This is a genomic window from Terribacillus aidingensis (assembly GCF_900215625.1).
Taxonomy (GTDB): domain Bacteria; phylum Bacillota; class Bacilli; order Bacillales; family Amphibacillaceae; genus Terribacillus; species Terribacillus aidingensis.
The window spans coordinates 702,049-715,371 of sequence record NZ_OBEK01000002.1 but is presented as its reverse complement, the minus strand read 5'-3'; the positions used below and the strand labels follow the sequence as shown (position 1 = coordinate 715,371).

Here is a 13,323-nt window from a genome sequence, read left to right as displayed (position 1 = left end):
TTCTTTTTGATAAGCTCCCGTACGGCAAAAAGTGCAGAAATTGTCTGAAAATGAAGTAGGGAAGATAGAAACAGGGTATAGACCTACAGGAATGATTTCTTCATCCGGCGAGAGAAATGCACCTATTTATACTATGCTGTCAGGGCTGATCTGGCCGGTGACAAAAGGGGAAGGTAATATGGATTTAACAGCAATTAAAAATCCGGCGTTTTTAAAGGAAATGTCGAATGAAGAGCTTAAGGACCTTGCAGCTTCTATCCGGAAGTTCCTGATTGAAAAGCTGTCAATTACAGGAGGCCATCTCGGAGCGAACCTTGGGGTAGTGGAACTTACGCTCGCATTGCATAAAGCATACAACAGCCCGCAAGATAAATTTATTTGGGATGTAGGACATCAAGCATATATCCATAAGATTTTGACAGGCAGAACGGCTGACTTTGATACGCTTCGCCAATATAAAGGAATGTGCGGTTTTCCAAAACGAATTGAGAGCGAACACGATGTTTGGGAAACTGGTCACAGCTCCACTTCGCTTTCTGCTGCAATGGGAATGGCTGTCGCTCGAGACATGATGAACGAAAGTTATGAAGTGGTACCGGTTATTGGAGACGGCGCCTTGACAGGTGGTATGGCACTGGAAGCGTTAAACAATATCGGCGATGAGAAAAAGAATATCACCGTTATCTTAAACGACAATGAAATGTCGATTGCGAATAATGTTGGTGCGCTGCATCATGTACTTGGAAGAATGCGCAGTGCAGGTAAATATAATCGAGCAAAAGACGAAATGGAGACATTGCTGAAGCGCATTCCTGCGGTTGGAGGCAAACTCGCAACTGCAGCAGAACGAATGAAGGACAGCATGAAATACTTTATGGTTCCTGGCATGTTCTTTGAGGAACTCGGCTTTACTTATTTCGGACCGGTCGACGGGCATGATTTGCGCGACTTAGAAGAAACAATTAACTACGCAAAAAAAACGAACGGTCCGAAAATTATTCATGTTGTAACCCAAAAAGGAAAAGGGTACCAGCCAGCTGAATTGGACACAACTGACAATTGGCATGGTGTAGGTCCTTACAAAATTGAATCTGGCGAGAAAATAAAAAGCAGCGGCGCAGCTCCGGCGTGGAGTAAAATCATTAGCGATGCTGTATTGGAAAAAGCGCGAAAAGACAAGCGGATTGCCGTCATCACACCAGCAATGATCCTCGGATCGAAACTGGACAATTTTAAGCGTGAAATGCCGGAACGTTTATTTGATGTCGGAATTGCGGAGCAGCACGCCACAACGATGGCAGCTGGTATGGCTACTCAAGGAGTTAAACCTTTCCTTGCCATTTATTCCACCTTCCTGCAGCGGGCATATGACCAGCTGCTGCATGATATTGCCAGACAAAATCTTAATGTATTTGTTGGGATTGACAGAGCTGGCTTTGTAGGAGCAGATGGGGAAACGCATCAGGGTGTATATGATATTTCCTTCCTTCGCGCAATGCCGAACTTTACAATTATGATGCCGAAAGACGAAAATGAAGCGCAGCATATGGTGCATACCGCACTAAGTCATGAAGATGGACCGATTGCTTTGCGTTACCCTAGAGGCAATGGTCTTGGTGTCGAGATGGACGAAGAAACACATAGTTTGCCAATTGGAAGCTGGGAAGTGCTGCAAGAAGGAACAGATGCAGTTATTCTAACTTTCGGAACAACTATTCCGCTTGCACAGGAAGCGAGTGCATCACTAGCTGAAGATAATATCTCTGTACGTGTAGTGAATGCGCGGTTTATTAAACCGATGGACGTAGCTATGCTGCATGAGATTTTCGCATCTGGCTTACCAGTTTTAACGATTGAAGAAGCTGTCTTAAAAGGCGGATTCGGCAGCGGTGTCATGGAATTTGCAGAAGAAAACGGTTATAATACCGCTTCTGTGAGAAGAATGGGAGTACCGGACTATTTTGTAGAGCATGGCAGCGTGCCAGAGCAAATGGCGGAAATTGGTCTGACTAAAGAAGGCGTAACGGACAAAGTGCGTCAAATGATACGATTGAATGAACAGCAAAGGGCTTGAGTGAATGGCAAAAGTGAGATTGGATGTACTTCTCGTCGAGAGAGGACTTATTGAAACAAGAGAAAAAGCAAAACGAACGATTATGGCCGGACTCGTTTATTCCGGTCAAGTTCGTCTAGATAAACCTGGCGTGAAAGTGGACGATACGGCGGAGCTGACTGTTAAGGGCAAAGTTATTCCTTACGTTGGCCGAGGCGGACTGAAGCTTGAGAAAGCATTAGATTATTTCAGTATTAATGTGGAAGACCGGACTATGGTTGACATCGGATCTTCGACAGGCGGGTTTACTGATTGTGCTTTGCAGCGAGGTGCAAAGCGCAGTTATGCAATTGATGTCGGCTACAACCAGCTTGATTGGAAACTCCGAAATGATCCGCGAGTTGTGGTTATGGAACGGACGAACTTTCGTTATGTGACACCTGACATGCTGACTGAAGGGCTCCCGAATTTTGCTTCGATAGATGTATCATTTATTTCGTTGCGCTTAATTTTGCCTGCTTTAAAAGAAATTCTTGCTCCTGCAAGTGATATTGTTGCGCTAATCAAACCGCAATTTGAAGCAGGACGCGACCAAGTAGGCCGAAAAGGAATTGTACGGGATCGCAATGTTCATTTGGACGTATTGGAAGATACATTGAAATTCTGTGAATCGCTCGGATTCCAGTATAAAGATCTTACCTTTTCACCGATAACTGGAGGAGACGGGAATATCGAATTCCTTGCCCACTTGGCTTGGCATAATGAGGATGCTGCCAGTCATTATCCTGACTCACATGCAATCAAAGCAGTCGTCGATGATGCGCATCAGCAATTGTCCGCAAGAAAGGGCGCATCTGAAGAAACGATGGAGGAAGACAATGAGTAAAATTCAACGGCATATTAAAATTCGTGAATTAATTACAAATTATGATATTGAAACACAAGATGATCTAGTTGATCAATTAAAAGATTTAGGATTCAATGTAACGCAAGCTACCGTTTCTCGAGATATTAAAGAACTGCACCTCGTGAAGGTGCCAACATTTGAGGGAGCCTATAAATACAGTCTCCCAGCTGACAATCGCTTTAATCCGCTGGAGAAATTAAAACGCCTTATTATGGACGCGTTTGTCAGTATTGATACGACGAGTCATTTTATCGTGTTAAAAACGCTTCCTGGCAACGGTAACGCGCTTGCTGTATTATTGGATAATCTTGATTGGGAAGAGATTCTTGGCACAATCAGCGGCGATGATACAATTTTAATTATCTGTCGAACGGAAGATGATACGGAATTTGTAAAAGATAAACTGCTGGCTATGTTGTAATTGGAAGTGAAATGAGGGGATACAATGCTTACAGAGCTTTCCATTAAGGATTTTGCGATTATTGACCACATCCGAATCCATTTCAAGGAAGGACTTACGGTGCTGACTGGGGAAACAGGAGCAGGTAAGTCTATTGTCATTGATGCCGTTCAGCTGTTAAGCGGCGGCAGAGGTTCCGTTGAATTTATCCGTCATGGCCAGAAAAAAGCCGAACTCGAAGGTCTTTTTATTATTGATTCCGAAAACCATCCCATTTACGCTGTAGGCGCCCAATTCGGTGTCGACATTGACGATGGGATGATTGTGCTGGAAAGAACCATGACTGCGAGCGGAAAAAGTATTTGTCGTGTAAATGGCAAGCTTGTGACCTTGGCAATTTTGCGTGAGTTTGGAAAATCATTGATTGATATTCATACACAGCATGAAACGCAGTCACTGATGGACGCTGACAGACATATCGAATTGCTTGACTTATACAACGCTGAGGCAATTGGCAAGGCGAAGGAAGCATATTCGCTTCAATTCAAAGAACTTCAAAAATTGAAGAAACGTTTTAAAGAATGGAACACCAACGAACAGGAAATAGCACAGCGTCAAGACTTGCTTCAGTTTCAATACAATGAATTGAAGGAGGCTGCGCTTCAGCCTGGTGAAGATGATCAGCTGACCGAAGAGCGGACCAAGCTGATGAATTACGAACGCATTTATCAATCACTTCATGATGCATATAATGCGCTGTACGGTGAACAAAAGGGATTAGATTGGGTAGGACACGCTTTAGCAAGCTTAGAATCAGCAAGTGCCTATGATGAAGAGATTCAAAAGCATCATCAATCTGTGAGTGAGCAGTATTATATGCTCGAGGATTTAACTTTTCAGCTGAGCAGTCAGCTCGACAGTTTGTCTTACGATCCGGAGCGATTGAACGAGATTGAAATGCGATTGAATGAAATTAATCGATTGAAGAAGAAATACGGATCCTCTGTTGAAGAAATTTTAGAGTACGCATCTCGTATTGAAGAGGAAATTGATCAAATTCAAAATCGTGATTCCCATGTGCATCAGCTGGAGCATCAAATTACCGAGATGAGTGAGGATGCCTTGCTTGAAGCAAAACAGCTGCATGACTTACGCGTGCAAGCAGCTTCGCAATTAACAGAAGCAATTCATGAAGAGCTAAAGGATTTGTATCTCGAAAAAGCGCGTTTCCATGTAGATGTAAAGATGAAGTCGGGCTCTGCCGGTGATCCTGAGATTGACGGAAAGCCTGTTCAGTTGACAGCAGATGGTTTTGATTCGATTGTCTTTCATATATCCACCAACCCTGGTGAGCCTCTTAAAGAGCTGCACAAAGTCGCCTCAGGCGGAGAGTTATCACGAATCATGCTTGCATTAAAACGAATCTTCTCACGCCACCAAGGTGTAACAAGTGTTATTTTTGACGAAGTAGACACAGGTGTAAGCGGCAGGGTCGCACAAGCAATTGGGGAGAAGATATACGGCATTTCTGTTGGTTCTCAAGTGCTTTGTATTACACATTTGCCGCAAGTGGCTTCTATGGCTGATTCTCACTTGCTGATTGAAAAGCATGTAGAAAATAATAGTACGCATACATCTGTTACAGAACTCGTGCAGGATGCGGCTGTTGAGGAAATCAGCAGAATGATGACAGGAACGGTACTGACAGAAAAAACAAAAGAACATGCAAAAGAACTGATTACGCTAGCCGATCAGTTCAAACATTCCTAATCCTGCCCAAAAAGGGCAGGATTTTGCTTTTACATAGGAAAAGATAGCCGCTATTTCTCATGTTTTCTGGGTTTAAAAAGCGCTTGTGAAACTCAAACTAGAAGTACATATAAAGTATGAACTGCTGTGGGGTTGGACTTCTAGGAGATGAGAAAATGAAGAAAAAGATATCAGCTTTACGCATCGCCATTGGTCTCTGTCTGCTGGCAGTATTAGTGGTAGCACCGTTGACAGCGCCAGTACAGTCATTTTTGAGCATACCAAACACAATGACGTTGTTTTCAAATAACGATCCAGCTGATGCACTTCCTGCATTTGGGGATGGCCAAGCTGTTAAAGCAATCGATCAAGATGCTTTTCGCGGGCAATCAGCTGACAAGCAGGAACTAATTTACACGGTAGGAAGCATACCAATCAAAAAAGTCTCCGTTGATGTACTTCCCGACCTTCGCATTGTCCCAGGCGGCCATTCTGTTGGCGTAAAGCTTCACACATTAGGTGTTCTTGTTGTCGGACATCATCAAGTTCGTACACCTGATGCGACCGTATCGCCAGGAGAAGAAGCAGCTATTCACACGGGTGATGTACTGTTGGAGATTAATGATCAAGAAATACGAAAAATGGAAGAAGTTGCACCGCTGATTGAGCAAGCAGGAAAAGATGGTAAGTCTGTGCGTATCAAAGTCAAACGCGGCAGCGAAACCATGACAACAAAGTTGAGTCCAGCACTGGATGCAAAAGACAAGCAATATCGAATGGGTCTTTACATCCGAGATTCAGCAGCTGGTATCGGTACGATGACGTTTTATGATCCAGTATCGAAAAACTATGGAGCGTTAGGGCATGTCATTTCGGATATGGATACACAAAAGCCAATTGAAATTCATGATGGCACCATCGTCCGCTCGAATGTGACAAGTATTCAAAAAGGAAACAATGGTCAACCAGGCGAGAAGCTCGCCGAATTCAGCATGAATCGCAATCATATTGGAACCATCACGAAAAACAGTCCCTTTGGTATTTTTGGCAAATTAGAAAGCGATATGCGTCAAACGGAAGAAACAAAAGCATTGCCAATCGCACTAAGCGATGAAGTGAAGAAAGGGCCGGCAGTTATCCGGACTGTGTTAGAAGGAGAAAAGATTGAGGAATTTGATGTAGAAATTGTCAACAGTGTACCACAGGACCATCCAGCAACTAAAGGAATGATCATTAAAGTGACAGATAAAAGGCTGCTGGCTAAGACAGGCGGCATCGTTCAGGGAATGAGCGGAAGTCCGATCATTCAAGACGGTAAATTAATTGGCGCTGTAACACATGTATTTGTGAATGACTCCACCTCTGGTTATGGTGTGCACATCGAATGGATGCTGCAGGAAGCGGGCATCGATATTTACAAATCAGATAAAAAAGCTAGCTAAAAAAGACATTTCCTATTCGATAACGAATGGGAGTGTCTTTTTCTTTTTCAAGTCATACGTTATAATGAAAAGACAAGAAACATCTGTTCGGAGGATTCCGCGTCATATGCTGTCGAATGGCGGGCGAAATTTCATGCAATGGAAATAAAAGCGAGGTTTTTTTCAATTTGGCAGGAATTGACCTTGATATGTCGAAACTGTAACGTGGAATCATAAGGGATATTAAGGGAGGAAGCAGGTAATGGAAAAGATAAAAGCAGTTTTGGTCGATGACAATCGAGAACTTGTGCAGCTTATGGAGGAATACTTTGAAGACCAATCCGATATAGAGGTAATTGGTACAGCTTATAATGGAAAAGATTGTTTAGATATGCTGGAAGATCTCCAGCCGGATGTTGTCGTACTTGATATCATCATGCCGCATGTCGATGGTTTGGCAGTTCTTCGCACATTAAGAGAAAGAACGTCAGCTCCAATGCCGCATGTGATTATGCTGACAGCTTTCGGTCAAGAAGAAGTGACGAAAAAAGCAGTCGACCTTGGTGCTGCTTACTTCATACTTAAACCGTTCGACTTGGAAAACTTAGCAGCGCAAATTCGCCAAGTCAGCGGACATGGCAGCAGCTACGAATCCTCTAACCCAATTCGTGTTACAAGAGAGAAAAAACACAAAAAACCGAATTTGGAAGCAAGCATTACGAACATTATCCATGAAATCGGCGTTCCTGCTCATATTAAAGGCTATATGTATTTGCGTGAGGCAATCACGATGGTCTACAACGATATCGACCTGCTTGGATCCATTACGAAAGTGTTGTATCCGGATATCGCCAAAACATATAACACAACTGCTTCCCGTGTGGAAAGGGCAATTCGCCATGCAATTGAAGTAGCCTGGAACCGCGGTAACATGGATTCCATCTCCTCCCTTTTCGGATATACTGTCAGTGTTTCAAAAGCAAAACCGACTAACTCCGAATTTATCGCAATGGTAGCAGACCGTCTGCGGCTTGAACATCGCGCTTCCTAAGCCCGGTCTTATGCGATTATTTGAGTAATTTTCACACAGAAAAACCAACAAACTTGGTTAATGTAGCTATAAATTAATATTTGTATAAGTGTTTACGTCTCTATTTATTGGGTGACCAATTTAGGAGGCGTTTTTTGTTGTGGATATTTTTATGATTGAGTTAGACAGGTACATGATGGAGTGTACCAGCAGAGGTTTATCACAGACGACAATGAGAAGTTACGATCAAACACTTCGTTTATTTCAAAGATACTTGAGAGAAATATACGACGTGAGGGATCCAGCTAAGGTTAAGAAGGAACATGTAAGTGAGTATTTTACTTACGTTCGCTCAAGGGGGAAGTATGGGGCGTTATCAAATGACGATACAGCTAAAATTAATAAGCTTTATAAAAGAAATGATTACGGTATTAAAGTGAGTGAAACAACAATCGCCAATTATCAACGCAATATCAATGCTTTCTTCAATTACCTCTACACAAACAAAGTTATAAAGAAAAATCCATGTGTGGATGTAAAAAAGATAAAGCCAGTCAGGAAGATGAAGCGTTTAATTCCAGAGAATGAATTAAAGTTATTTTTCAGCTCTTTCGATGTATCAAAGTTTCATGAATTTAGGAATTGGATGATTGCGCGACTGATATTGGACACGGGTGCAAGAATAGGGGAGTTGTTGGAGACAACACCAACAGATGTAGATATAAGGAGTAATGCGTTACTACTTAGAAAGACAAAGAATGGCAAAGAACGAATTGTTTACTTTTCTCCTAAAACTGGTAGGAATTTTAGTTCGTGGTTAGAGTATAGGGATCGTTATACCGGCAGCCAATATAATTTCCCTTCAACAAGAGGAGCAAAGATGGACATTCGGAACATAGAGACTGCATTTCGGAAACATTCAAAAATAGTTGGTGTGGAAGTCCAAGCTCATCAGCTTAGAGATAACTTTGCAAAGTATTACTTACTTAATGGTGGGGATCTAGCAACTTTATCAAGAATTTTAGGTCATGCAAGTCCATTGGTTACTCAACAAATATACTTGGATTTTGACACACAAGAAGTTGGTCTTAAATATCAACAGCATTCACCAATCAACAAATTAAATATATAAGATAAAAAACAAAAGAAAAAGCCGAGCAAATGGGACGGTAATCCCTGCTCGACTGTGGCGTACTAGGCCATTAAGTTATGTACCTTTACTATAACCATTTTCAAAAAGTTGGCAAGTAGTAGGCTTATTTAAGTGCGCCCTTTTCTAAATAAAGGGAGAGACAATAAATGTTACAGGGAAGCCTTGAACAATTCCGATAGTATAGTCAATTCAACAGTCTGAAGGACCTTAATAACAATATGGAACAATGGTTATACTACATTTAGAAAGAAAAGCTACTCACATCTTCTCAGGTAATTGCAAATTAAAGCTTTATCTAAATGGTGTGCCAGAATCCTGGTATTTCAAACGCGCGCTATGCAAAATTGTGGCCAGTACGTGGGTTAATGATAAGGTGGGCATTAGTCGCAATCCAAGAAAAGCATCTGCTAAACCTAAAGCTACTGGTTCTGCAATTGTTCCTTATCCTGGACACTACATTAAAGTTGGTTCTAGAGGCAAAGATGTTCAGCGTGTGCAACGTGCTGTCGGTGTAAATCCAGATGGCATTTTTGGGAATAACACAAAGAAAGCTGTAATGGCGTATCAGAAGCGTCATGGACTTTGTGTAGATGGAATTGTAGGCAAGGAAACATGGAAGGATCAAAACATAAAAAGAATTGAAAGCTCTTGGAACGAGTTAAATGATATAAACCAACGCTTCTTTGAAGCATCTTATGAAGTTAACAAAATGAGAGCTTTGTAATTAATCTACCCCTATTCCAATTAAGGATTAGGGGTTCTTTTTTTGTTATAAAAGTAAATTATTGTCTTATTTACACGTAATGATATATAATCAGTATGAATTAGGGAGGTGTATCATGGGTAGTATATTTTCAATAGCACCGTTTCCAACAGAGAGAGTAAAGCTTAATAAGAAAAGCGGGGAAATAATTAAAGATATTGAAGCTCTCGTACAATCCAACGATATATTTATTGAAGATATCTCATTACCAATTGAAGAAGGGGATTCTTTAATTAGAGAATTAAAAAATGGACTAAAAGAAAGTTACATAGTAATTGACAGAGGCTTTGTTACAGACTCCTTTGATTTAGATGCTCATTATCAAGTTGAAGTAGAAAAAATTTCTTCTAGGGAAATACGACAACAAAATCAAGTCTCTAACAAAATAGTATACAATTTAAACGGCGCTAACAGCCGAGTAAATAATAACTCAACTGATAACTCATTGAATATTGTAAATAGCAGCCCTGATGAATTGTTTGATAAGTTAAGGGAACAAGTGAGTCAGCATATTGAAGACCCTGAAATAAAACGATCACTTCGTCAGCACATCAGCGAAATGGAAGCGAATCAAGATAGTCCTAACTTCACAGTTGCATACACAAAATTTATAAATAGTATTGCTAGCCACATGACTATATTCTCTCCGTTTATTCCAGCACTTACCCAAATGCTTTCTAACTGAAGAAAAATACCCCTTCTCATTAATTTGAGGAGGGGATTTTTTTCGTTACACGGTAAGTAATTTGAAATGTGTAAAAATGCCGATTGTCAAAGGTTGCTCCATCTTTTACCATAAAATAAAGGAGTGATATTATTGCATTTTACTCAAGTAAAATTTACCTTTCCAATGGTAGTCACTGTATTAGCGTTTTTCTTTTTTGTGTATCAGAGTTTTTGGTTTCCTTTTCTACTTGTTGTCGCAATGGTTGCTACAACTGGGTTAATGGATAAGATACATGGTGATAGCGGTAGATATAGAAAATTTGAAATATTATTTAGAGGTTCTTTATCTGTTGGAGTGGTGGTGGCATTATTGGATACATTCTTTTTTAATATTGTAGGTTCAAATATTATATATGCCATACTACTTGTAATATTAACTGCAAGAATAGTGCTTGAATATATTTTTTATAATTCGAAAAAGTAAAGAAAAGCGATAGCTATACAAGCTATCGCTTAATTATGATCTATGTTACTGAGGGAAAGTTCCTGTATATATAACGTGCGCAGGCACTATACCTGTAAATCTTAAATATACGCCTTTCCCTTTGTTTTGTGTTAATAATATTGTCGCACTACCACCAAGCACTAGAGCGGCTGAAGCAGCTACAGCTTTCAAAACTGCTGTTGGAATAGAGAACCATGGAGCCCAAATGCCAACTAAGGTAGCAGCTCCTCCACCGGCAGCAAGCGCCTGAGCCGTAGTTGAAGTAAGATTGTCATTTAAATAAACTTTATACCCCCACCAATGAGTTGTGATGGCATTTCTGCCTTTACTTGCTGCTACTTGGAATTTAGCATCAGTCTTTCCCTCGAAAGTGATGGTATTTCCCACGATTTGCATATTATTTTTCTCTTCTGTGGAAATTTGACTAAGTACATTATTTTTATCATTAACCTCATTTATTATTTTGTTGTACTTTTCTTCCCCGACTTTTTTCTTTAACTCTTTTTCGTTTGAAATTTCAAATTTACCGTTTATTACATCAATATAAGAATCTGCTAAATCAATAGTCTTTTGGTCAAGAACTGGTTCACTAGACTCCTTTGCACTTACAGAGTTGAGCAATGGTGTAAAAGCTCCAAATATTAGCAAACAAGACATAAATACAATGGACACCTTGGACTTAAGGGATAAATACAAAATAAACTCCTCCTTAAATTAATTCAGGTTTTAGAATAACCTGTAGGTGCTATCTTACAAGTTTGGTAGAGATTGTGAAATGGGTTTCCAGTAAAATGGTATTAATGACACCGACTAATTTTAAAAAGTATCTAATAATACCACTTACTGACTAGTAGTAAAGGTATAAAACTAGGAGTCTAGTTAAGATCCCCCTCCTCATAAGAGAAGGGGGATTTTTGGTTTCCTATAAATGGTATATAATTTAGAGTGAAAGAACCTGATTATATTACGCTAATGGTAGATAAGTAATTATTTTTAGTGAGGTGAGATTATGAATGAAACACCGACAGAACTGATCAATAGAATAGCTGCCAAAGTAAGAAGCTATCAACAAATGATTAATCCAATAACAGAAGCAGCAAATGCATTTCAAGAGTTAAAGAGTAGACTTGCGGCTCCTGCTGATGGTTTGAAAATTATAATTGAACAATTACCTGAATATATTAGAAATGCTGAAAAAGCTGAGGAGTTAACAATATCTCTTATTAAGGTTACAGCACAAAAAGGATGGACTCTTACTGGTATTATACCAGCCTCAGAGGGGCTATAAACTAGGGTGTACGTATCACCAACAAATTAACATTTAAAGCTACATGAAAATCTGTGAGAATCGCTTAATACCAACGCTTTGAACCGCCGGATATACTGTCAGTGTTTCAAAAGCAAAACCGACTAACTCCGAATTTATCACAATGGTAGCCGACCGTCTGCGGCTTGAACATCGCGCCAGTTGATACTGAATAAAAGTGATTCTTAAGCTTCACTTGCACAAATAAGCTGACAAGCGGTATCGGAAATAATAAATACTATTCGGAATCGTATGAGCGTCCTAATTTATCGGGTCTGTCCGGTAAGGAGGACGTTTTTTGTTTTGAGCATAAATTGATGGGAATCTGCATATGGCAGTAACCGGATTTTTTATTTATTCCAAAATAGAAAAGAATACGTCGGCCTTTCAGTACATTTTGGTAAGATAGTTAGTGAAAAGACTTATATAATTTTCAACACAACGTCAATGCGCTTTTCAATTATCTTAACTGGTAAAGAAATTTTGCGAAGGTATAGTCTGTAAATGAGAGGGGAAGCATTACACTTCTAAATTACAAATAAATGTATGCACATTTAAAAATGCACCACATTATATGTTTTTTGTATGATTATGCAAAGAACTTCTAAGCAGTGCGCGTTACAATTCTATGCAAAGTGTAAATTCCATAACAAGGAAGGGGAATTATGATGAACAAAGGCCTTAAGTGGTTAACATACATACTCGGTGGAATCATTGTAATTTTCCTGCTAATAGCTGGAGCTTTTAAAATTATTGCAATTCTTAATGAAAAAGAGCAAGAGGAAGCGGTCAGAAAGACACAAGAGTATCTAGCTAACAGCTATCCAGACTTGAATTATAAGATACAAAATATTTCATCGTCCACTGACTTTAAGCACTATGGGTATTTTGAATATGGCGTTACAGTGAAAAACATGAATTCTGATGAAATTTTCACAGTATTTTATGATGAAAAAATGAATCGGATGGAAGACTCAATCTCCTTGGAAAAACAAGAGAAACACGCAGAACGTGACATAACACCTAAAGTGGAAAAGTATATAAAGAAGCGTTTTGGAGATACAAGATATATTGATGTTAGTTACGACATAGCCGAAGGAAAACCAATGATTGTGATTACGTTTAATAACCATCATGAGGAAATAACGCAAACTGATTTTGATTTATTTATTGCGTATTTAAAAGGAACGATTGGACTCGAACACGCAAATGTAAATGTGTATTACTGGCATGGAGATTTATCCTTTGATTTAGAATTTTAACTTTTATATAGCTTACTGGATTTGATCAGTTAGAAGGGGCAGATTTGGCTTGTATGTACGATAATAGTTGAATCCTCTCGGACCGTATACGGCGAAAACATGCTTTAT

13 protein-coding genes and 1 pseudogene are annotated in these 13,323 nt (G+C 39.8%); 13 read left to right on the top strand and 1 reads right to left on the bottom strand.

The genetic code is table 11. The features are described 5' to 3' along the window. Positions 1-178: 178 nt before the first annotated feature. The 10 genes from dxs (at position 179) to CRO17_RS08835 (ending at position 10,626) form a co-directional block, all read left to right on the top strand. Positions 179-2,074 (top strand): 1-deoxy-D-xylulose-5-phosphate synthase, encoded by a 1,896-nt coding sequence (gene dxs / locus CRO17_RS08880; RefSeq protein ID WP_097041985.1) that lies wholly within the window; start codon positions 179-181, stop codon positions 2,072-2,074. 4 nt (positions 2,075-2,078) lie between these two features. Next, positions 2,079-2,939 carry a TlyA family RNA methyltransferase gene (locus CRO17_RS08875; protein WP_097041363.1) on the top strand — a complete coding sequence of 287 codons (861 nt, stop codon included), beginning with the start codon at positions 2,079-2,081 and terminating at the stop codon, positions 2,937-2,939. Then, the gene (gene ahrC, locus CRO17_RS08870; protein ID WP_097041361.1) at positions 2,932-3,381 is read left to right on the top strand and encodes a transcriptional regulator AhrC/ArgR; all 450 of its coding nucleotides are present in this window, start codon (positions 2,932-2,934) and stop codon (positions 3,379-3,381) included. The genes CRO17_RS08875 and ahrC overlap by 8 nt, the downstream gene beginning before the upstream one ends. Before the next feature lie 24 nt (positions 3,382-3,405). After that, positions 3,406-5,130, top strand: a complete 1,725-nt coding sequence (gene recN, locus CRO17_RS08865; RefSeq protein ID WP_097041359.1) for a DNA repair protein RecN — start codon at positions 3,406-3,408, stop codon at positions 5,128-5,130. Between the two features lie 155 nt (positions 5,131-5,285). After that, complete coding sequence (gene spoIVB, locus CRO17_RS08860; protein WP_097041357.1) at positions 5,286-6,551, top strand: SpoIVB peptidase; 1,266 nt, start codon at positions 5,286-5,288, stop codon at positions 6,549-6,551. A 241-nt stretch (positions 6,552-6,792) separates the two neighbouring features. After that, positions 6,793-7,581 (top strand): sporulation transcription factor Spo0A, encoded by a 789-nt coding sequence (spo0A, locus tag CRO17_RS08855; RefSeq protein WP_097041355.1) that lies wholly within the window; start codon positions 6,793-6,795, stop codon positions 7,579-7,581. Between the two features lie 139 nt (positions 7,582-7,720). Beyond that, complete coding sequence (locus CRO17_RS08850; protein WP_245864733.1) at positions 7,721-8,692, top strand: tyrosine-type recombinase/integrase; 972 nt, start codon at positions 7,721-7,723, stop codon at positions 8,690-8,692. 247 nt (positions 8,693-8,939) lie between these two features. Beyond that, positions 8,940-9,437, top strand: coding sequence for a peptidoglycan-binding domain-containing protein (locus tag CRO17_RS08845; protein WP_097041353.1), 498 nt, complete (start codon positions 8,940-8,942; stop codon positions 9,435-9,437). Positions 9,438-9,552: 115 nt separating this feature from the next. Beyond that, entirely contained in the window at positions 9,553-10,161 is a 609-nt protein-coding gene (locus CRO17_RS08840; protein ID WP_097041352.1) for a hypothetical protein, read from the top strand. 132 nt (positions 10,162-10,293) lie between these two features. Then, positions 10,294-10,626 (top strand): hypothetical protein, encoded by a 333-nt coding sequence (locus CRO17_RS08835; protein WP_097041350.1) that lies wholly within the window; start codon positions 10,294-10,296, stop codon positions 10,624-10,626. Positions 10,627-10,671: 45 nt separating this feature from the next. On the opposite strand, the gene CRO17_RS08830 is transcribed toward CRO17_RS08835, so the two are convergent. After that, the gene (locus CRO17_RS08830; protein ID WP_097041348.1) at positions 10,672-11,343 is read right to left on the bottom strand and encodes a hypothetical protein; all 672 of its coding nucleotides are present in this window, start codon (positions 11,341-11,343) and stop codon (positions 10,672-10,674) included. A 313-nt stretch (positions 11,344-11,656) separates the two neighbouring features. On the opposite strand from CRO17_RS08830, the gene CRO17_RS08825 reads away from it, so the two are divergent. From CRO17_RS08825 to CRO17_RS08815, 3 genes and pseudogenes are all read left to right on the top strand, one after another. Further along, positions 11,657-11,935, top strand: a complete 279-nt coding sequence (locus CRO17_RS08825) for a hypothetical protein (RefSeq protein ID WP_097041346.1) — start codon at positions 11,657-11,659, stop codon at positions 11,933-11,935. Between the two features lie 88 nt (positions 11,936-12,023). Continuing rightward, a pseudogene (locus CRO17_RS08820) lies at positions 12,024-12,119 on the top strand (sporulation transcription factor Spo0A); the annotation flags it as partial. A gap of 499 nt (positions 12,120-12,618) precedes the next feature. After that, positions 12,619-13,215, top strand: coding sequence for a hypothetical protein (locus CRO17_RS08815; RefSeq protein WP_097041344.1), 597 nt, complete (start codon positions 12,619-12,621; stop codon positions 13,213-13,215). Positions 13,216-13,323 lie beyond the last annotated feature (108 nt).

Bases quoted from the DNA above. Each gene is read 5' to 3' on its own strand.
- CRO17_RS08845 (WP_097041353.1), top strand. From the start codon at position 8,940: ATGGTTATACTACATTTAGAAAGAAAAGCTACTCACATCTTCTCAGGT.
- CRO17_RS08875 (WP_097041363.1), top strand. From the start codon at position 2,079: ATGGCAAAAGTGAGATTGGATGTACTTCTCGTCGAGAGAGGACTTATT.
- CRO17_RS08815 (WP_097041344.1), top strand. From the start codon at position 12,619: ATGATGAACAAAGGCCTTAAGTGGTTAACATACATACTCGGTGGAATC.
- spo0A (WP_097041355.1), top strand. From the start codon at position 6,793: ATGGAAAAGATAAAAGCAGTTTTGGTCGATGACAATCGAGAACTTGTG.
- CRO17_RS08840 (WP_097041352.1), top strand. From the start codon at position 9,553: ATGGGTAGTATATTTTCAATAGCACCGTTTCCAACAGAGAGAGTAAAG.
- recN (WP_097041359.1), top strand. From the start codon at position 3,406: ATGCTTACAGAGCTTTCCATTAAGGATTTTGCGATTATTGACCACATC.
- spoIVB (WP_097041357.1), top strand. From the start codon at position 5,286: ATGAAGAAAAAGATATCAGCTTTACGCATCGCCATTGGTCTCTGTCTG.
- ahrC (WP_097041361.1), top strand. From the start codon at position 2,932: ATGAGTAAAATTCAACGGCATATTAAAATTCGTGAATTAATTACAAAT.
- CRO17_RS08825 (WP_097041346.1), top strand. From the start codon at position 11,657: ATGAATGAAACACCGACAGAACTGATCAATAGAATAGCTGCCAAAGTA.
- dxs (WP_097041985.1), top strand. From the start codon at position 179: ATGGATTTAACAGCAATTAAAAATCCGGCGTTTTTAAAGGAAATGTCG.